Here is a 19,833-nt window from a genome sequence, read left to right as displayed (position 1 = left end):
AAAAGCGGACGAGAAGGATCTGGCTTTTGGCTTTGTGGAGTTGCCCCTAAAAAACAGGCAGGACCAGGTTTCGGTTTGACCGTTTAAGAACTCACAGGGTGATCGATATCCAATGTGCGGATGAAGGGTGTTGTAGTGTTCGAACCATGAGGGCAATTGGGCGATGGGGGCCGGACAGCCTGGGCAATCCTACCATCGCATCTCTCCTCCTCCACCAATATGACTATCCCAAAAACGATATTCCTGGTGCACACCCTCTCTTCCAGTTGATAAACTGCAGCTGTTTCCTTTGGCGTCGACCCTGGAAGCTCAGCATCACCTGTCGTGGTATCAGATGGCTGGATGGCAGAATGACCGGTGGAGCCAACTTACGAGACCCCGACGCAAAAGCGAGACGCTAGCGCCGGCCAACTACGCACCGGCAGTCGGGCAGGGGTGAAACATGGAATTGCGCGACATCGACTTCCTTATTATCGGCGCGACCAAGAGCGCAACGACGTGGCTTCAACAATCCTTGCAGCAGGATCCCGAAATCTTCTTGCCGGATCCCGAGTTACATTATTTTAGCCGGCAGTACGATCGCGGCGACGATTGGTACCTTTCCAACTTTGCTGGGCAGGAGCGTCGGCGGCTACGTGGCGAAAAATCTAATTCCTACATGGAGCAGCCGAAAGCGGCGGGCAGGATAAAAGAAAAACTACCCCACGCCCTCCTCATAGGGCAGCTTCGTAACCCAATCGATCGAGCGTATTCGGACTACTGCATGCTTTATCGCCGGGCCGAGGTCAGCCGCGATATCACACACTACCTGGATCCGCGGGAAGGGGCAGGTGGGCGTTTCTTGGATGGCGGCCTCTACTACCGCCAACTGCAACGATACTTCGATCTCTTTCCTGCAGACCAATTGCTGGTGCTTCTCTATGAGGATCTAGTGGTTGACGCCGGAGCCCAAATAATGCGCGTGAGCCGGTTCCTCAGGCTTGCAACCGATTTTCCGTCGCAACCGATCGCCACAAAGGTGAAGGACAAATCGCAACCAATGATCGGCCCGCGACTGCGCCGGCTTCTTAGGCCGTTGAAACCGGCTGCGGCTCGGTTCAGACACAATGTCGGCTTCAAGAAACTTCATTCTGTCCTTGCTGGTGAAATTCAATATGCGCCGCTGAGCCACGACCTCCGCGAACGCATGATTGAATACTATGCCGCGGAAACGGAAAAGCTCGGTGGTCTCATCGGACGAGATTTAACGAATTGGTTGACGAATGGAAAGCTGACTAATTTGGGATAGGTCACCGAGTAAGATCGCCAATATTGTCGAATTTGCCTGGGGCCTAGCGAGGAAACAATGTCAGACACAGGCAACACAACAGCCCCCCAGAAATTGAAAATCAATTTATCCAACGTCGAACGCGCCGTCGTCTATACCGCTGTCTTTCTTGCCCCCTACGCGACCTTCCGGTTTTCTACCCTGTTTTTTACAGTCAGCGATTTTTTCTTTTGCATCAGCCTGCTTCTTCTCACCATCGATGGACGGATCTGCAGCAAGGCACTCGATAACCTGACCGGACTATGGCTTCTCGCATTCACGGTGTTGTTCGTCGGAATGATGACCGGCAGTCTGGCAAACGGCGACCCGGTGCGCGGGTTGGTAGTAATGGCGCAGTATCTTTTCGCATATCTCGTTTTAATGCTCATTGTACTTCGCTCTGACCCCACAGAAGCATATCGACTGGCCGCAATTTTTTTATTGAGTGTGATGCTGATCGATCTGCATGGCGTGATTACGTTTTACGCCGTCGGATATGTGCCTGCGGCGGAGAAGGGCGTTGTTACGGGCGGAAAGCGTCTGGCAACCGTGTTGCGCAATCCCAACTTAGCCGCTGCTATCAATGCTCTAACCCTACCGATTCTTCTTTTTTTCTGGTCATCCGGACGCCTTAAATCATACGTTGCTCTGCCCGCCGTCTCACTCATCCTTGTTACAGTTGTCCTTACAAGCTCTAACAGCGGTCTTTTCGTAACGATTGTCAGCTTGGGCGTCTTCACTGCGACAATTTCTACCCCGCGGTTGCTGTTGCGCCTCGCATCGGGAGCGGTGCTTGTTGTCGGGGCATTGGCGCTTTTCGGAAGTAAGGACCTATTTCCACAGACCTTTCAGAGGCGTGTACTGGACGCTATCTCTTCCGGAGAAATTTCGGAAGCCGGGACGTTCGCCTCAAGAGCAGCGCTTATGGAGGAGGCGCTTCAGACTATTTCCGACCGAGGAATATGGTTGGTAGGAATCGGCGCCGACCAATTCCGACAGGTAAGTGTGCAGGAGGCTCCCGTTCACAATCTTTACCTACTTCTCTGGGTTGAAGGTGGATTGTTGGCGTTTATCGGCTGGATGATGTTTTCATGTATCGGTTTGCTACTCTTGCTGGCTGTCAGAAAAGGTAACGGAGATAAAAGTGCCATGGCAGCGGTGATCACCACGATCGTGGCAATCCTCATAATCGCTTTCTCGAATCCACACATGTACGCGAGATATTGGACGATACCAGTATTCCTATCGTTCGGGCTCGCCCTTGCACGATTGAAGCACCCCCCTGAGGCGGATCAACCTTTGGGCGTTCATCGTTGGAAGCCTGTGGAAGCCCTCAAGCCGAATCGCGGCGCTGCCGTCGTTCATCCGCTAGAATGGTAGTCGCGACGCCTGTTGGTACCTCTAAATCATGCGAGTTATTGCGTCGGATCATCCCTTCCACTAAAGTTATGAGACGGAGAGGGGCAATGACACCATTCGTTTCGAATGACAGACTAAGCGCCCGCGCCCGGTATCACGAGGGTGTCGATTTTGCCAGCAATCGGAATGGCCACACGGTTGGCCTGTCCGATGCTTGGGCTTTGATCAAGCGCCGTCGATGGCTCATCGCGTCGGTGATCTTTTTCTGCACCTCGATAGCTACGGTCGCGTCTTATACGCTCCCCGAAACGTATTCTGCCAGCTCGGAGGTAGTATTAGAGCGGAAGGACATCAGGCCATTTGCCACTGATGCTGCCTTGACATCTCTTGAACGTGATCGCTCGGCAGCGGAAACCGAAATGGACGTATTGCAATCGCGGCAGTTCGCTGGGCGAATTGTCGATGAACTCAATCTCGTTAAGGATCCGACGTTCAATCCACACGCGTCCGGTGGCGAAGTATCGCAGCGCTTTAGCGATGATATCTTTTTATACCCAACGTACGTCCTGGGAATTGGTACTTCATCTAAGGCTTCCAGGATCGTTCCGGATGCGAAAGAACAACGAGACCGCGCCATCTCCATGCTGCTTTCGCAATTTGATGTAAGTCGGACGGGCGAGAGCCTTGCGGTGCGAATTACAGTGACAAATTCGCGGCCCTGGTTGGCGGTAACAATCGCGAACACGATTGCGAAGCTCTATGTCGAATCCTCCCTCGAATTCAAGCAGGATGAGCGGACGGCAGACACACAACGCGCGCTAAACACTGGCGGAGCTGTGGCGTTCCTTCGACAAAGCACGACGCAACCCCTCTTGATAACGTTGCGCAACGAAGAGGCCCGGCTGTTGCAGAGTAAAGCTGAACTAGGAGCGAGGTTTGGTAAGAATCATCCGAAAATGATGGAGGCGGATTCTCAGATAGCGGGTGTTCGCAGGATGATAGGAGATGAGGTCCAGCGCATTTTGTCGGATCTTGAGGCGGAATCCCTCAAGCCAAGTGCGCGTATTGTCTCGATGGCAGCGACCCCCAACTCACCGTCGTTCCCTAGACCTGGCATCATCATTCCAGCAGCATTCACTAGTTCTACCTTCCTCGCCCTATTGCTGGCGCTCATGCTCGAGACGACCGATTCGCGCATCCGTACGGGCCAGCGTATTTCCGAACTGCTGCATTTACCGAACCTAGGTTATGTACCAATAAGACCAACGAACTCCTCCTCCCTTACATTCGCCGAAGCAGAACGGTCAGTTTATATGGCTTGCCGCTATTCGGAAACGAAACAAGCGCATCGCGTTTTGATGATGACCTCGTGCCATCCCAATGCCGCAAATGCTTCCACGGCTTGGAGGATTGCCACGGCCGCAGCAGCAGATGGCCGCCCCACAATATTCCTGAACCTTGATCTCCAGGAGAAGGACGTTTCGCGTTCAACGGAACAGTTTGATCGTTATCTTAGAAATGAGGCTCTACTGCCGGATATCATACAGACGATACCCGGCTTACCCGAATTCGGCTTCATTGACGCGACGCCCGCAATGTCGCAGCAGTCCATGTTATTGGACGCCGATAACATGGGGGTGCTGATGGCTGGTCTCCAGCAGAGCGGCTATGACTTGATCGTGTTAAACGCCTCGCCTGTCCTCACGACAGGGGACGCTAATTGGCTTTCCCCCTTCGTTGATGGAGTGGTGCTGATGGCTACGTGGGGCACGACGACTGAGGAGCAGTTACTGGATGCTGTTGCTCAACTCCGGCTAAACCATGCGAACCTGATTGGGGTGGTAATCAACCAAGTTATCCCTAAAGTTCACGCGCGGTATCACAATGGAGGGTTTGTCAAGACAGCACAACGGGTCCGGGACCCCGTGTGGAAGAACGGTGCCGTTTACGATTGGAACGGAAACACAGCGCAACCAGACGCGCCCACCGCCACGTCAGCCGCCCGGGTCCCTCAATTCCCGGTCGATGCTTAATTAAACGACGCTCAAGCACGTGCATCCACGTCGCGTGACTACAGATCGGCGCTGCGAGGCGCGCTGTATCCCGTCCGGCTGGTAGCGCCGCCCCCAGCTTGTGAACCAAATGCGGGTTGAGGCGCAGCTCCATCTGAGGATGTTCGCATGACTCGTTAGATGACACGGATTTCGTGCCGTATGCCAGGTGCTCTTGGAGCCGAGAAGAGGAGTAGATCAAGTGTCTGTGCGCAGCGGTCAAGATCGCTCCAAGCGACCTTAATTTGCGCTAGAATGGGGTAGCAGCCCAAGCGGAAACGGACCTCGGCCGCGCCCATTGAGTTGGTGCAAATAAAAACTTGTTGTCCACCAAGACGGCGCGCACTGGTCGAAGCCACGACCGTCGGCAGCGCCACGACATGGGGGCCGGCAAGGTTCCAGACCAAACCTGTAAATGGCGGCACTGCTTACCGACCGGGTCCAACATCATGTGCCGTTAGCTGTAAGTCGACACTGCCGCAACTTGTCACGCGAAAGCAATGAAGTTGGTCCTGGCATCGCCGCATCGAGCGCCGTTGCTTCCGCAACGGCGACAGGACGATTTTGCACAGTCCAAACATCCTCGTGGCAAGATTGTCTTTTGAGCTGGAATATAATGACTTGGGGTTTTGAAAGATGAGGACGTTTACAAGAGTTATCGGTGTCGTTCGGGAAGAGGGTTTCCAGGGACTTTGGCGGAGAGGTAAAATCAGACTTCGAAAGTCCTTTCGGCGCGTCTCTGCCAGACTCTGGCGGAAGGACTCCGTGCGCTCGGCTTACGGCGTTCGAATGGTTCCCAATTGGGGGGACACTACGTTTGAGTACTGCATCTTCGGCGAATATGGGAACTACCTAGCAAACTACCTGGAGACGCACAAGCAGCCGTTCATATTCTTAGATATAGGCGCTAACCAGGGGTTGTATTCGCTAATTGCGGGGAAAAATCAAAGGTGCGCTCAAATACACGCGTTCGAACCCGTCAAGGATACGCATTCGCTCTTGAGCGAGAACATCGCCCTAAATAAACTGGGATGCCGCACGTTCGTTCACAACTACGGAATCTCAATGGAAGATGGAGCGGTCCCGATATTCATCACGCCCTCACACAGCGGTAAGGCGTCACTATACGCTCATGCGGACGCAAACGGTTCCGAAACTATTTTGATAAAAACCGCGAAAGCGGTCGAGCCCGCTTTGCTACCGGGCTTACCTATCTTTGTCAAAGTAGACGTGGAAGGTCACGAAAGGTCTGTGGTACAGTCATTGATGGATACTGCATTCTCTCATCGTATAACCACGATTTTTTATGAGGTCGACGAGAGCAGACTCGATCCAACAGATCTTGAGACCATCCTAAGGGCATCTGGCTTCGCTAAGTTTGCAAAGGTCGGGGATGGAACACACTACGATGTGTTGGCATCAAGGTAGAAGGATTTCAGGCCCCCCCTGTCTCAGTGCTGTGGCGCTCTTGGGGCATCCTTGCGCATCAACGTCAATGTGGCCGGGGCGCCGAAGCGGACGCCCTTATCAGCTCCAGGGCTTGGTGGAGGAGATCAAGATGAGGAATAACGGCGTGAGCTTCATGTTCGGGGCTCGGAGGATCGACACGATGAACGCGTTCCGCGCGCGCGACCCTGACCGTGAGCCAGCCTAAGCTTCGCGGAGAGATGAAATCCTTGGTCGGATTGTCCGCGACATACGTCAGCTCGCCCGGTTGCAGCGCCGACCAATCCTGAATCATCTGAAAGGCTCGTTTACTAGGCTTCCAAAACTTGCGGCCAAGGCTATCTGTCAGGATAATGTATTCAAACAAGGAGGCGATCCTAAGAGACTCCAGTTTGAGCGCCTGCGTCGCCGCATGTCCATCGCTTATAATGGCGAAGCGACCACCATTCGCGAGGAAGCGTGCGGCATCCGGCGCTAGTGATATCCGGGGCCGATGATGCCGATAGATGTAAACCATCGTATTGATGAGAGTGTCGTCGCATGTTACCCCCTGCGCCTCAAGGACACGATCGAATATCAGTGATCGGTGGCCGCTGTCGAAGGCGTCGATGCACTGCTCAACGAAATGACTCGTTCCTGACCGTCCCTTTAGCCATTCGGCCACGGCGCGAAAGCCGCTGATCGCGAAGTCTCTCTCCAGAAACAGCGTGTCGTCGAGATCAAAGACGATCATGGGGGACGTATTCATCGTCACTCTCCACAAAGATAGCGTCGTCGTATCGAAGCATCAGAACGCCGGGCCGCCAATTGTCATGGAAGGTGGGGGTTTCGCCCATGGCTTCCTGAAGGAGCCACTTTGCTAACGGGGCGCCAGCGCGATCAGCAAGCGGGTAGCCGCCGCCAAACCGTGCGTTGATTTCGATGATCTTCGGAATGCCGGATAAATCTTCCTTGAGCTGGAAGCAAAACGCACCTTTGAGATCTGGCAAAGCTGCTGTAATCCGGCGCGCAATCTGGGCATGCAGGAGATGTCGCTCAGTTAAACCCTTCTCGACCTCGCCGGCCCGCACCCGAAGTCGACGATGGGTTATCGCCGACCGCAAGCTTCCCCCGCAATCCGAAAATGCATTGACGGTATATTCAGCGCCCGGCAGATATTCCTGCACAATCATCGGCTCATCAAAGTGGCTGGGCATCGCGCGAGGGTCTTCAATCAATGCCACGCCCTTGCCTGCACTTCCGCTACGGGGTTTGAGGAAGACCGGAAAGCGGAATAACGCCGAGTCATATTCCTCGACTGCTACTGTCGCGGGGACTTCGGCACCGGCCCGTGCCAGCACACTCATGGTTTTTAATTTGTCGCGAACGATCGCGATTGTCTCAGGCGGGCTGACATGGACCCGGCAGCCAATTTTGGCGAATTCGCTCGCGGCGATGGAGAGCGGGATTAGTTCCGGGTCAATGGTCGGGATCAGAAGGTCGATGCGGTGCCGAACCGAGAGCGCCAGAAGTTCGGGCACAAAACCAGGATGGGCGACGGGAGGCAACTGATAGCGGATGTCCGCGACATGACAGGCTGCACTTAACCGCGGTTCGAGATCGCCGGCGATAATCTCAATGTCGAAATTCAGTTCGCGGGCGGCCTTGCGAAAGCACTCGACCAGTCCAACGCGTCTGCCCGCCGAAGAGAAGAATACCGTAACGGCTTTGTTCATTTGGTCACGGCCTTGCGACGCGAAAGCTGCGTGACGCAACCTTCCAGAGGGGGATCTTACGAGCGCATCGGTGGACGAGCCGGCCCAGCGCACTCGGCTTCGCGGCTCCGGCCATTGCTACACACGGCGCGGGGCCCTGTCTCCCCGACCATCCGGGCCGAAGATGAGGGACCGATTGAGTGGGAGCCGGCGCTGAAAATTCTAGCTTCGTCGATGTGCGATTAGGTGATGAGGGAACGTGTAAAAGTTGATGCGCCCGACAGCAGATCGGGAACCCGCCCCACCGGTTGGCGCGATTGCCCATTGCTGTAGCCTGCAAGTTCATGACCGCCATCAGAGCAGAGTTGCTGTTCAGCGACGTTTCAAGCACGACATTGAAACCACCTACTGCTCTGACGAAAACAGTCCTCATCGAGATCACCAGCTGGGTTACCGGTCGGTGTCTATACGCTGCCGTCGAGCCAATCCTTGTTCGTTGCTCCCGGTTCATCTCAAATCCCTCGCCATGTAATGAAGAAACTCTTCAAGATTTGTCCACCCGTCGTCGTCCATGTCCTGTTGCCCATCCTCGGTATCCGCAGGGTCGAGCAAGTTTTCAAGCTCCCACTTATCAGAAATGCCATCCATATCGCGATCATCGTAAGGTATTCCAGCGGCGAGATCCGGCCATCCGCCAACTTCCCGTGGATCTGTCTTTATTAACTGACCGCTACGGTTCCTGACCTGCTCAACGATACGTTGATCGACCACGTCACGCTGGGGGATCGTTGCGCCGGCATTTTGGAGCACGTCGTCGTAAGCAAGCATCGGAACAGATGTACGAATAGGGGGCGCACTGAATGGTACTGTTGAGATAAAACGCCTGTGGTTCTCGGCTAATATTAAGCCGTCATTTTGCCCGTCGGTGGTGCGGTGGGGTTCGTCATAATTGTCCTTGACATAGATTGAGAACCCCGCCCCGCTTTCTTCAAAGACATGAACTGTGTAGGCCTCTTTGCCCTTAGCTCTGCCAATTTTGTAATTGCCAACGATATTGGCCTGGATCCGGGTCCATTCATCCCCAAAGCTTACCACGTATTGCCATACCGGTGAAAAGAACACATTGTTGACAATGTCCGCGATCGCTCCGCGGGTCTCCATTTTTATCTGTGGGTTGCGGAACTTCCCGAAGGCAAAAAGGGAGTGGTGGACAGTGATATTGCCCCCTTTGGTGAACAACATATTTCGCGCGCGATTACGTTTTCCGGGCCCACCTTGTAACAGCGGCTCGCTCGCAATGCCCCATTGCCAAGTGAAATCAGTGGCATCTTCCGAATCGATAGTCTCGTCGGAACCCCAGCTCGCGGAGATATGATCCAGCATGATGTTTTTCGCCGCCTTAGTGTACATGCCAAGTCCTCCGGAACAGCACGCTTCAACGGCATGCGGCCCGGGGCGAAAACGGACATATCTCACAATGACGTCATTGGTTAAGATTTCCATAGATGGACGGATCTGTTTAACACCATTGCGGATCGCTATCCCACCGCCCGGCGCAGTCTCGCCCGCGATGGTCAGATACGGGTTCCTGATAACCAGCGATCTCTCCTGAAGGAGGATCGTACCTCCGGTACGGAAGATACAGGTGCGTGGTCCAGATGCTTCGATACAATCGCGCAACGACCCTTGGCCAGCCTCGTTCGTATTTATCACATAAATGGCCCTGCCCCCTCTGCCTCCAAGGGCGCCCGCTCCGAAACCTTCGGCCGTCGGGAAGGCACGTTGTCGTCCATCCGGAAGCTTGGGTGAAAGAGGCTCATGCGCGCCGGGGGCGTCTCGCGCCAGCGCTTTCCATGGCAGGCCCATGCACCCGCCGCCTATCAGAATCCCGACTATCAAATAGTGGGTGCTGCTATAACGAGATTCGTTTCTATCACGCGCTTGATCGTTTATCCTCATCTTCATGCACCGCTCTCGTATGCCACTTGTCCAGTACAGTGGTTCCTGACTGCGCCCCATCGCTTGCACAACGACCGCATTTTCGATGGCCCGCATGTGAGATCACCGCGGACCGATGGAAATGCAGCGGCGTTGAATAAATTATTCAAAGGTAGCCGTACCGCTTTAACATCCAACCACTCAGCCGCTCAAAGGCTACTCGCTGACCCGGCGGCATGCGTGTTCGCCATGAATCATCCTTCTTAAGCGCTATCGACCCGCTCATCCGCAGTCGGTTTCCCGCCACCTGGTGTCCTGGTTCCATGGATCCGCCAATCTGCAACGATGACCCGATCTGGCTAAGATCCAATTCAAGAAATGAGCCGATTTGTTGCATGGTCGAAGCCGGCTCGGATGCGAAGTCTTCGTATCTCACACGCATAACGGCTGCTGGTCCTTTTCTCCTCGAGAGATATTCGACTGCAAGATTGACCGCGCTCCAGCGCAATGCGGTTCTAATCGCGGATTTGGGTTTGATCTCCTTTTGCAGGCCCGATCGTGCATCTCGCTCATAACTCTTCAGTAGCGACCAAGCCACACCACGCCCGTCGCGCACAAGATGGATAACACGCAGGTCGATCCCCGGAATTTCCGCAAGTGCTATTGCCCTCCCCGGCAGTTTCGAGGAATCCACGAGTACCTGCTTATTGGAGCGCGAGAGGATCGTGTCGAACAATCGTTTCGTGTGGATCGAGTATTGCCCGAACGGGCGGCCGAGCCCGATCCCGGAAGATGATCTCGCGAGCATGGACAGTCCTTCGAATTTGCGCTGAAGGAGAGAGTAATCCAGCACAAAGTTGGATCCCAAACCTCTCCACCACTGCTCGCACGCTTCATTCCAGCAGGGACAATCGCGAATCGGGCTTCCGCAGGCACAATACTCATTCTGGACCCAAACGTGTCGTGTGAGCGCCGCTATCTCTCCCGATCCCATCACCGCGGGGTGTTGCCCTAAGGCGATGTCGAGAACCGTTGATCCGCTACGCCCGTAGCCGGCAATATATGCAACGCGAATTGGCTGCGACGACATCCGATCGGCCCTCCTCTTAGATAGACCTCGAGACGAACTAAACCGCGCTGCGGCTGGGATCATGACCTGCGCTCGTCTGGCCCGTGGAACGCATCCATCACTCTTTTACTTCCGTCGCCGAGGGAAAGACCGGCTCTGCCTGCCTGAAATCCAGAAGCAGTTTCTCGACTTCCGATCCACCGCCCACGCGCCTCACCACCGCTAACGAGCTATCCTCTTTGAGTTCGAACAACGTCCCCGCGTTTTCCTGGGAACGGTTGGTGCGCGTAAGCAAGACCAAGGCTCCCGGCCCCCGAAGATAGGAATGGATGTTGCCTATGGCAGTCTTGAGTTGATCGTCCGAGAAGTAATTCCTATTCAAGATGTTGGCTGCTCTTACCAAATCGAACTTGCCCCGCAGGTGCTGCGAGGGGATCATTATATCATCCTCGATGAACGTTATTTCTCCGTCTTGCGGCAGAGAACGCGTTATCATTTGCACTCGTCTGCTCAGGCCGGCGCGGATTCGCCGGCACAGGCGCGGTTGCAGGTAGGCTCGGGCAAGCAAGCGCGGAATGAAGGCGAGAGTTACGTAATCCAGTCTCCTGATCCACGGCCGAATAGCCATACCGAAAAACTCATACTGCAGCGGCCAACCCTCGGGGTCGCAAAACACCGCGACCGTTTGGCCAACTTCGACGATATGAGCGTGTATGAAGAGATCGGTCGCTGTGACGCGAGCCGGAGCGGCGCACTTTCTCAGGAATTGCGCGAGTTCAACCGTGGTCAAACCGGTGGAGACGCCCACATCTAGAACCTGGCGCAGAGAACTTGCCCGCTCAGTAATAGCCGGCCGGATTGCTATCTCGACGTCCCGGAATCGAGCGGCCCGCGTCAACTTGAACGTACCGTTTCGCATCTTCAACTGGGCGAAAAAGGCTGACTCCAACGCCAACTCAGCGGCATTGTCACTTAAAGAATAGAACTTTCTGGCGCTAACGGTCATGATTTAACACTCCATCACCTTCTGCGCTCATTGTCGTGCAATCCTTTACATCACGACATGCCTCGCAGACACCGAGCCCTCCCCGGTTAGGTACCCTCCAAAACGACATTTCCTGCTAGCAGGTGGTACGAGGTTCATTGTGCCGATTCATTTTCCACCGCCTCGCTTGGTCCGCGGCCGAGGCGACGCCGCAACCCCTGAAACGACCAGTCCGTCCCACGCTTGGAACACGCGTTCCGGTGAATACCGTTTTGCGCTGCTGATGGCATTCATCGCAAGGCTCTCGCGGAGGGAGGAATCCCCTAGCGTTAAATCCAGCGCATTCGCCAGTTCGTCGACACTTTCTGGTTCCACGAGAAGGCCGTCGTATGCGTGGGTAACCATCTCACCCGGGCCCCAATTGCAGTTGTAGCTGACGACTGGGATTCCCGCCGCCATCGCCTCAAGAAGCACTATACCCCACCCTTCGTAACGCGATGACAAGACGAAAACGTCCGCTGTCTCGACCCATTGGCCCGGGACAGCCGTCAGCCCGGGCATCTCCACCCGCTTGTCCAATCCAAGCCTTGAGCATAGCGCCTCAAGTGGGCCGCGCTCTTCGCCTTCGCCCCAGATGACCAGCTTCCACTCCCGGTGCCGGTCCGCAACCTTAGCAAATGCATGCAACAGCAGATCGAAGCCTTTCTGATGCGTCAGCCTGCCGACAGCAGTTAATGTGCCGCCGGCCCGGCGGTTGGTCCAGGCTGCCGGAAGATCCACCGCGTTGGGAATGATGCGCCCATTTCTTCTTATTTCATCCGAAAAATGAGCAAGCGCCCCCGCAGTCATCGTCACCAGGCAGAAAGCACGTGGATAAAGCCAGCCTCGCAGCAATCTCCAGACCCTGCCAAAGGTTTGAGCATCAGGATTATTTCGTTCCGAAACCGCAACTGGGATCCTGGAGCCCACCATCGCGATCAGCGTCAAAACGTTGGTGCGTGTCAGGAAGCTGAGCACGAATGCCGGATCGGCTTGCCGGATGGCTGATCGCAGTCGGATAATCCGTTTCGAGATTGCCACTGCCGCTTCGAGTTTTCCCATTTTTTTGGGAGGAATGCCGAGCCGCTTGATGCGGATGTCGCTCCTTAAGGCGTAGTATGGCCTTTTATCTCGCGCTTCTAACGTCACAATTGTAACGGCGTAGCCACAGGCTGCCCAGTGGTTCGCAAGAAGGCTGACCACATGCTCAGTGCCGCCCGCCGATAACCCGGGTATGACGATGACAATCCGGCCACCAAGCGCGGTGCCGGAAAGACCGGCTGAGTCGGACTGCGTGGCTCTAGTTGCCGTCATTGTTAGAGACCTTGCCGGCAAACGTCTTCGCCGGCCGAATGCGGGCATGCCCCGAAACGCGCAAGACGGGCGGTTTGTTCGTCCCATCGGCGCCGCCCGGTGCGGGCTTGGGATGCGGACGGCTTTTCATTACGGCTTCATTCACCGGTAACCTCCCAGGTGTAACCACTCACCCGCAACAGGCCGAATGCTTGTTCTTCAGCCGACGCGGGGTCTAAGGCCATTAGGCGTTGATCATCCAACCAAGATCCTTGCAGCAGCGAACGACAGCTGAAGTTCACTAACACGCGGCATGCTTGGAAAAGCTAGGTACCGTTCATTTGCGATCTGCAATATTTTGCTCTTCACATGGCTGCATGTCTCCCCAAGCAATGAAATGTGGATTCGCAAAGTCGCTGTCCTCTAGCTGCATCCTCTTCCCGTACAGCAGGCGCGAGCCGTCCAATCGGACTACCGATCCACCTGCGCACTCCAAGACGGCGTTTCCGGCCGCCGTATCCCACTCCATTGTCCGCCCGAATCGTGGATAGACGTCCGCTTTGCCTTCAGCGAGGAGGCAGAACTTGAGCGACGACCCCACGGATAAGTATTCTGTTATACCCTGTCCCCGCAGAAACGCCTCGGTGCCGGCATTGCTGTGTGACCGGCTAGCAATTGCTGTCAGGTCCGGACCTCGCTTTCTAACGCGGATCGCTTGCCTTTGCTCGATCTCAAAGTCGCGGCAAAGGTGAAGTTTTTCCGCCCGGCCTTCGTCGGCGACATAGGCGCAGCGTCGTGCGGGCGCACAGACAATGCCCGCAGTCGGAACACCTTCATTGATGAGCGCGATGTTGACGGTGAAGTCATCGCGCCGGTTGATGAATTCCTTTGTCCCATCCAAGGGATCGACAAGAAAGAACGAGCCGCGGCCAACGTCAGGAATATGACCAGATGCAACGGCCTCTTCCGCGACGACGGGAATATTCGGAAAGGCAACTGCAAGCTGATCAAGGATGATTGCCTCCGCCCGTTGATCCGCTTCTGTCACGGGCGAGCCATCTTTCTTACATGAGATTTTGCAGCCAACCTCGTAGATCTGGAGGATCGCGGCGCCTGCATCGAGCGCAATACGTTCAAGCAACTTGCCAAGAGGAGTCATTTCGTTCCCAGCCTTCCGTCGAGGAATGCTTCGATCTTGAGCGCGAGTGCGATCGGTTCGTATCCAATGGTGCGAAGATGCAGTTCCGGATCATCCGGCGGCTCGTAGGGAGATGAGATGCCGGTGAAATTGGCGATCTTTCCCGCCAGCGCCTTCTCATACAGTCCCTTCGGATCACGACGCGCACATTCATCCAGCGGCGTATCGACGAATATTTCGATGAACTCTCCCTCTTCCATTAGTTCGCGCGCCATCCGTCGCTCGTCGCGAAACGGCGAGATAAAAGATACGAGGACAATCAGGCCAGCATCTGCCATCAGTTTTGCGACCTCCGCCACGCGCCGAATATTTTCGACGCGATCCTCATCGGTGAAGCCCAGGTCCCGATTGAGCCCATGACGGACGTTGTCCCCGTCGAGGAGATAAGTATGGTTGCCCTTCAGCTGCAAGGACTGCTCAAGCGCGTTGGCAATCGTCGACTTGCCGGAGCCGGAGAGGCCCGTGAACCAAAGGACAGCAGGCCGCTGGTTCTTCATCGCGCTGCGCGCAGCTTTGTTAACGTCTGTCGCCTGCCAGTGCACATTGTTCGCCCGCCGTAACGGGAAGTCGATCAACCCCGCACCGACCGTCGCGTTTGTCACCCGATCAACGAAGATGAAGTTGCCGGTCGCTCTGTTATCGCGGTAGGGGTCGAAGACGATCGGTGACTGCGTCGAGATGTTGCACACACCGATCTCGTTCATCCGAAGCGTTTTCGCGGCTTCACGTGTGAAGCTGTTGACGTTCACCCGATGCTTGAGTGCTGTAACCGTGGCACTCACGCTGTCGGTTTCATTGCGTAGGATATAACTGCGACCCGGCATCATGGCATTCGCATCAAACCAAATAACAATCGCCTGGAACTGATCCGCTACAAAAGGCCGTGCCGCAGGCGCAACGAGCATATCGCCCCGGGAGGCATCAACCTCGTCCGAAAGGACGAGCGTTACGGCCTCGCCTTCTACAGCGGACCCTAGATTCCCGTCTCGGGTTACGATCGCCTTCACCGATGAATGCTGGCCGGACCTTGCAACGACAACCGCATCGTCCACAAGGATCCGACCGGAGGCGACCTGCCCCGCGTAGCCACGGAATTCCGCGTTGGGCCGCATCACCAACTGCACCGGAAAGCGGAATGCCTTGCTCTGTTCGACCGCGGCAAATTCGACGATTTCCAGGTGATCGAGTAGCGCCGGGCCGTGGTACCAAGGCATACTGTCGGACGCCCCAATGACGTTATCGCCAAACCGGGCGGAAATAGGCATAGGCTGAATGCTGGCGAAGCTAAGACCCGCGGCGAAAGCCAGATAGTCCGATACGACCTTATCGAAGACTGTCTGTTGGAAGTCGACCAGGTCCATCTTGTTGACCGCCAGAACGACGTGCCGGATACCGAGCAGAGATGCGATATAGGAGTGGCGTCTCGTCTGCTGAAGGATCCCTTGTCGGCTGTCGATGAGGACAATCGCAAGATCTGCAGTTGAAGCACCCGTCACCATATTGCGCGTATATTCTTCGTGGCCGGGTGTGTCGGCGACAATAAATTTGCGCTTGGGGGTCTCAAAATAGCGATAGGCGACATCTATGGTGATGCCCTGTTCTCGTTCCGCCTCAAGCCCGTCTAGAAGCAGCGCAAAATCAGTCTCCTTGCCATCCGCTGTGCCGACCCGTCCGAGAGTTGCAAGTTGATCGTCGAAGATCAGTTTCGCATCGTATAGGAGCCGCCCGATCAGGGTCGACTTCCCGTCGTCAACGGAGCCACACGTGATAAACCTGAGGATCGTCTTTTTGTCCTCGTCGGCCAGATAGGGCTCGATGTCCTGCGGGGGCATGGATTGAAGGGACGACATCAGAAATAGCCCTCGCGCTTCTTTTTCTCCATGGCGCCGACCTCATCCACATCGATGAGGCGACTGTGCCGCTCGGACGTGCGCACCCTCGCCATTTCGTTCAATATATCTGGAACTGTGCGCGCGTCGGATTCCATTGCGCCTGTTAATGGATAGCACCCGAGCGTTCGGAAGCGGATCATCTTGTGCAAAACCTCCTCTTGAGGCCCAAGAGTCATACGGTCATCGTCGACCATGATGAGCGTGCCATCGCGTCGCACCACAGGTCTCGGCGCCGCGAAGTAAAGCGATACGACCGGGATGTTCTCCTTGAGGATGTATTGCCAGACGTCGAACTCCGTCCAGTTGGACAGCGGAAAGACCCTCATGGTTTCACCCGCTCCTAAGCGTGTATTGTACGTCTTCCACATTTCCGGGCGCTGGCACTTGGGATCCCAACCGTGCTGGGGGTTGCGGATCGAGAAAATGCGTTCCTTGGCACGCGACTTCTCCTCATCCCGCCGGGCCCCGGCGACTGCAGCGTCGAAGCCATATTTCTCAAGAGCCTGCCTAAGCGCCATGGTCTTCATAATATGCGTGTGCACGTTCGATCCGTGTGCGAAAGGGCTGATGCCTTGATCGACCCCGTCCTGATTGATGTGCACCAGAAGTTTGAAACCGAGCTCCTGCGCCATCCGGTCGCGGAATCGGATCATCTCCTTGAACTTCCAGAGAGTATCCACGTGGAGAAAAGGGAAAGGAGGTTTGCCTGGGAAGAACGCCTTCATCGCCAGATGCAGCAAAACGGAGGAATCTTTTCCGATGGAATAAAGTGCGACTGGGTTTGAAAAGGCTGCGGCTACTTCCCGAATGACGTGAATTGCTTCAGCTTCGAGCCGCCGAAGATGAGGAAGAGACATGTCACGCTCTCTACTCTTAAGTCGATCAGTTTTCGCTGCCAAAAGAATTACTGACCTGCACGCGCAGGCAAGTAATCCGCGCAGGAGCCAAACAATTCCTGCCGTCCGCGCAACATTAAATCCTTAAGTTAGAATATTCTAACTAACGATAATGTGCAAGCGAAACGCAGCGCAGGACGCACGATTCAGTGGCCGAACACGGTACTTCAATCGGATTACAGTGGAGCTTAATCGAAAGGATGTTGATGTTCGCTGATATCGTGCAGGCCGCGCTTTCCTCGCACTAACACGCTGGTGAAGACCCCGTTCGGTCACCAGGGAATTTGCGTTTGGGATTGGCAGCGAGCGCGCATTCGTCGACGCTTCACTAGACACCCGAACCCGTTCAGTGTTTGATGGAGCGGAACTGCTTTGGGGCAAGGCCTGTTGGGCCTGCTAGAGGGCCGGCCGATCAGATTTAACGCGGCTCGGCTAACCTGATCGGTGCTGGGATCATGCGTGTCGCATTTACTGGGGCTGTTGAAGGCTCTCATATCGCGTTGAAAGCCCTCATAAAGGCGGGCCGCGCACCTGCCCTCGTGCTCACTCTGCCTCAGAATAACTCGGCTCGACATTCCGACTTCATTGACTTAACCCCCCCAGCCGAAGCCGCCGGCTGTGCCGTTCACTATACGACTGATATCAACGCACCCGCCACTTTGGACGCTCTCGCAGCAGTTCGTCCCGATCTCAGTCTTGTGATCGGTTGGTCGCAGGTGTGTCGTAAGCCGTTTCGGGACGTCGCCCGGCACGGCACGATCGGCTTTCATCCGGCCGCATTGCCACGTCTTCGCGGCCGTGGCGTCATTCCCTGGACGATACTGCGGAACGAGAGAGTCACAGGTTCGACTTTATTTTGGCTGGATGACGGGGTTGATTCGGGGCCGATCCTGGTCCAGCGGCTGTTTCCGGTGGCGACTGGCGAGACGGCCCGCAGCCTCTATGACAAGCATACGTCGAACCTTGCGGAGATGATCGTCCATGCCGTCGCACTCGTCGAGAGCGGGCGTGCGCCGCGAACGGTACAGGATCAAAGTCAGGCAAGCTATTGCGCCAGGCGAACCGCGGAGGATGGTCTCATTGATTGGAATGCGCCGGCCGAGGCGGTACTGCGGTTGATCCGCGCCGTCGGCGAACCCTATCCAGGTGCCTATACCTGGTACAAGCAAGACCACATCCGCATCGACAAAGCCGTGAAGCTGGGGAACTCTGACCGATTTATCGGCCTTGTTGGCCAAGTTCAAGCTCACACTGAAGGTGCGTTCATCGTTCTGTGCGGAGATGGTGAGTGCATCGAAGTGCTCGATTGGGTCTCCTCCTCGGGGAAGCGACCGCCGATCCACCGCAAATTAGGAATGTTAGAAACCGCTCCATAGTCACAAGCCAATTCCGTCAAAATCCAACCAAAAGCCTAAGGTCGAACGCGCGAGTTGTCTTCAGCCGCTTCCGTCGCAGGATTTCTTAATTGTCGCTTACGCGTCCGTGTCAATGCTCGCGCTTGCGCACACCTCCCTGAGAACGCGCGCCGTGTTTTCCATTGCAGCGATATCGAGGGCCGGATCAACCAGAAAGGCCAAGCTGGTTTCCCCGAGCTCGCGGGCATTCGGCAATCGTTCGGCTGGCGCCATTTCGATTGAGGTAAACGCGTTCTCAAGATAGATTTCAGAGCAACTACCGCTGAAGCAAGCAACGCCGGCCCCGTTGATCTCGGCAATGATCCGGTCCCTGCTCCAGCCGGGCCTCAGGCGCTCCGGCCGGACGAATGCATAAAACCGATACCAGGCGTGCCGGATCTCCTTTGACGGCAAAGGCGTGCGCAAGACCCCGATTTCTTCAGTCGCTTTGGCAAGGATTGCAGCATTGCGCCCTCTCAGGCTTGCCCACTCGGGAAGCCGCTGCAATTGCCGTGAGCCAAGCACGGCCTGGATCGATGTCATTCGCCAATTTGTTCCGATAGTGTCGTGCAGCCATCGAAAGCCCAGTGGATGCACCTTGTTGTAGACCGCCTCGTACGACTTCCCATGATCCTTCCGGCTCCAGGCTTTCTTCCACAATTCGTCGTCATTCATTGCCACGAGCCCGCCCTCGCCTCCCGTGGTGATGATCTTGTCCTGGCAAAAAGAGAACGCCGCGACGTCCCCGAAACTACCTACCGGCCTATCAAACAGTGCGGCACCGTGGGCCTGTGCGCAATCTTCTACTACCCACAATCCGTTTTCGCGCGCCAGCGCCGTTATAGAGGGCATATCGCAGGGCCAGCCGGCGAGATGAACGACGATGATGCCCTTCGTGCGTGCCGTCAGCTTCGCGCGGATAGTATCGGCAGTCATATTCTGGCTGTCGCGATCGATGTCAGCGAACACTGCCACCCCGCCTGCCATTGGAACGGTCGAGGCTGAAGCTATGAAACTGCGCGGCGTAACGATCACTTCGTCGCCGGCCTCAAGTCCGAGCGCGAAAAGCGCAAGATCCAGGGCCACGGTACCGTTGGCGACGGCCACGGCATGCTTCACTCCAAGGAGCTGTTCGTATGCAATCTCAAAATTGCGAACCTGGGGTCCTGACCAGGCATTAACTTCGCCTGATCTGAGGACGGAGACGACGTCATCGATCTGCTCCTCGTCGTATACCGGCCATCGCCCCATTTGCCCCTCCTTCCCTCTAATT

15 protein-coding genes are annotated in these 19,833 nt (G+C 55.7%); 5 read left to right on the top strand and 10 right to left on the bottom strand.

Translation table 11 applies throughout. From position 1 onward, the window contains the following. Window positions 1-442: 442 nt before the first annotated feature. The 4 genes from C5L10_RS29935 (at window position 443) to C5L10_RS29920 (ending at window position 6,144) form a co-directional block, all read left to right on the top strand. Window positions 443-1,288: a sulfotransferase gene (locus tag C5L10_RS29935; protein ID WP_105432655.1), complete on the top strand. Its 846-nt coding sequence runs from the start codon at window positions 443-445 to the stop codon at window positions 1,286-1,288. A 57-nt stretch (window positions 1,289-1,345) separates the two neighbouring features. Beyond that, window positions 1,346-2,686: an O-antigen ligase gene (locus C5L10_RS29930; RefSeq protein ID WP_105432654.1), complete on the top strand. Its 1,341-nt coding sequence runs from the start codon at window positions 1,346-1,348 to the stop codon at window positions 2,684-2,686. Between the two features lie 86 nt (window positions 2,687-2,772). Further along, window positions 2,773-4,698: a tyrosine-protein kinase domain-containing protein gene (locus tag C5L10_RS29925; protein ID WP_105432653.1), complete on the top strand. Its 1,926-nt coding sequence runs from the start codon at window positions 2,773-2,775 to the stop codon at window positions 4,696-4,698. Window positions 4,699-5,481: 783 nt separating this feature from the next. Then, window positions 5,482-6,144, top strand: a complete 663-nt coding sequence (locus tag C5L10_RS29920) for an FkbM family methyltransferase (RefSeq protein ID WP_172717262.1) — start codon at window positions 5,482-5,484, stop codon at window positions 6,142-6,144. Window positions 6,145-6,208: 64 nt separating this feature from the next. On the opposite strand, the gene C5L10_RS29915 is transcribed toward C5L10_RS29920, so the two are convergent. From C5L10_RS29915 to cysD, 9 genes are all read right to left on the bottom strand, one after another. Then, on the bottom strand, window positions 6,209-6,910 hold the full coding sequence (locus C5L10_RS29915) for an HAD family hydrolase (RefSeq protein WP_105432651.1): 702 nt from the start codon (window positions 6,908-6,910) through the stop codon (window positions 6,209-6,211). Then, window positions 6,882-7,877 (bottom strand): ATP-grasp domain-containing protein, encoded by a 996-nt coding sequence (locus C5L10_RS29910; protein ID WP_105432650.1) that lies wholly within the window; start codon window positions 7,875-7,877, stop codon window positions 6,882-6,884. Before C5L10_RS29910 ends, C5L10_RS29915 begins: the two co-directional genes overlap by 29 nt. 486 nt (window positions 7,878-8,363) lie before the next feature. Then, a complete protein-coding gene (locus C5L10_RS29905) occupies window positions 8,364-9,911 on the bottom strand; it encodes a pectate lyase (protein ID WP_371412005.1) in 1,548 nt (515 codons plus the stop codon). Between the two features lie 49 nt (window positions 9,912-9,960). Further along, window positions 9,961-10,884 carry a sulfotransferase gene (locus C5L10_RS29900; RefSeq protein ID WP_105432649.1) on the bottom strand — a complete coding sequence of 308 codons (924 nt, stop codon included), beginning with the start codon at window positions 10,882-10,884 and terminating at the stop codon, window positions 9,961-9,963. Window positions 10,885-10,981: 97 nt separating this feature from the next. Further along, window positions 10,982-11,869, bottom strand: a complete 888-nt coding sequence (locus tag C5L10_RS29895; RefSeq protein WP_105432648.1) for an ATP-binding protein — start codon at window positions 11,867-11,869, stop codon at window positions 10,982-10,984. 147 nt (window positions 11,870-12,016) lie between these two features. Then, window positions 12,017-13,201, bottom strand: a complete 1,185-nt coding sequence (locus C5L10_RS29890; protein ID WP_245448296.1) for a glycosyltransferase family 4 protein — start codon at window positions 13,199-13,201, stop codon at window positions 12,017-12,019. Between the two features lie 316 nt (window positions 13,202-13,517). Then, window positions 13,518-14,339 carry a 3'(2'),5'-bisphosphate nucleotidase CysQ gene (gene cysQ, locus C5L10_RS29885; RefSeq protein WP_105432646.1) on the bottom strand — a complete coding sequence of 274 codons (822 nt, stop codon included), beginning with the start codon at window positions 14,337-14,339 and terminating at the stop codon, window positions 13,518-13,520. Further along, on the bottom strand, window positions 14,336-16,228 hold the full coding sequence (gene cysN, locus C5L10_RS29880) for a sulfate adenylyltransferase subunit CysN (RefSeq protein WP_105432645.1): 1,893 nt from the start codon (window positions 16,226-16,228) through the stop codon (window positions 14,336-14,338). The genes cysQ and cysN overlap by 4 nt, the downstream gene beginning before the upstream one ends. After that, on the bottom strand, window positions 16,228-17,169 hold the full coding sequence (gene cysD / locus C5L10_RS29875) for a sulfate adenylyltransferase subunit CysD (protein WP_256384747.1): 942 nt from the start codon (window positions 17,167-17,169) through the stop codon (window positions 16,228-16,230). Before cysD ends, cysN begins: the two co-directional genes overlap by 1 nt. A gap of 452 nt (window positions 17,170-17,621) precedes the next feature. Here cysD and C5L10_RS29870 point away from each other — a divergent pair, with 452 nt between their 5' ends. Further along, window positions 17,622-18,542 (top strand): formyltransferase family protein, encoded by a 921-nt coding sequence (locus C5L10_RS29870; protein WP_105432643.1) that lies wholly within the window; start codon window positions 17,622-17,624, stop codon window positions 18,540-18,542. A gap of 96 nt (window positions 18,543-18,638) precedes the next feature. Here C5L10_RS29870 and C5L10_RS29865 read toward each other — a convergent pair whose 3' ends face one another. Beyond that, complete coding sequence (locus C5L10_RS29865) at window positions 18,639-19,811, bottom strand: DegT/DnrJ/EryC1/StrS family aminotransferase (protein WP_105432642.1); 1,173 nt, start codon at window positions 19,809-19,811, stop codon at window positions 18,639-18,641. Window positions 19,812-19,833: the final 22 nt, after the last annotated feature.

The organism is Neorhizobium sp. T6_25, assembly GCF_002968555.1.
Taxonomy (GTDB): Bacteria; Pseudomonadota; Alphaproteobacteria; order Rhizobiales; family Rhizobiaceae; genus Neorhizobium.
This window is presented reverse-complemented; position numbering and strand designations above follow the sequence as displayed.

Excerpts from the sequence above, each read along its gene's own strand:
- C5L10_RS29935 (WP_105432655.1), top strand. The coding sequence starts at position 443 with ATGGAATTGCGCGACATCGACTTCCTTATTATCGGCGCGACCAAGAGC.
- C5L10_RS29930 (WP_105432654.1), top strand. The coding sequence starts at position 1,346 with ATGTCAGACACAGGCAACACAACAGCCCCCCAGAAATTGAAAATCAAT.
- C5L10_RS29925 (WP_105432653.1), top strand. The coding sequence starts at position 2,773 with ATGACACCATTCGTTTCGAATGACAGACTAAGCGCCCGCGCCCGGTAT.
- C5L10_RS29915 (WP_105432651.1), bottom strand. The coding sequence starts at position 6,910 with ATGAATACGTCCCCCATGATCGTCTTTGATCTCGACGACACGCTGTTT.
- C5L10_RS29910 (WP_105432650.1), bottom strand. The coding sequence starts at position 7,877 with ATGAACAAAGCCGTTACGGTATTCTTCTCTTCGGCGGGCAGACGCGTT.
- C5L10_RS29905 (WP_371412005.1), bottom strand. The coding sequence starts at position 9,911 with ATGCGGGCCATCGAAAATGCGGTCGTTGTGCAAGCGATGGGGCGCAGT.
- C5L10_RS29900 (WP_105432649.1), bottom strand. The coding sequence starts at position 10,884 with ATGTCGTCGCAGCCAATTCGCGTTGCATATATTGCCGGCTACGGGCGT.
- C5L10_RS29895 (WP_105432648.1), bottom strand. The coding sequence starts at position 11,869 with ATGACCGTTAGCGCCAGAAAGTTCTATTCTTTAAGTGACAATGCCGCT.
- C5L10_RS29890 (WP_245448296.1), bottom strand. The coding sequence starts at position 13,201 with ATGACGGCAACTAGAGCCACGCAGTCCGACTCAGCCGGTCTTTCCGGC.
- cysQ (WP_105432646.1), bottom strand. The coding sequence starts at position 14,339 with ATGACTCCTCTTGGCAAGTTGCTTGAACGTATTGCGCTCGATGCAGGC.
- cysN (WP_105432645.1), bottom strand. The coding sequence starts at position 16,228 with ATGTCGTCCCTTCAATCCATGCCCCCGCAGGACATCGAGCCCTATCTG.
- C5L10_RS29870 (WP_105432643.1), top strand. The coding sequence starts at position 17,622 with ATGCGTGTCGCATTTACTGGGGCTGTTGAAGGCTCTCATATCGCGTTG.
- C5L10_RS29865 (WP_105432642.1), bottom strand. The coding sequence starts at position 19,811 with ATGGGGCGATGGCCGGTATACGACGAGGAGCAGATCGATGACGTCGTC.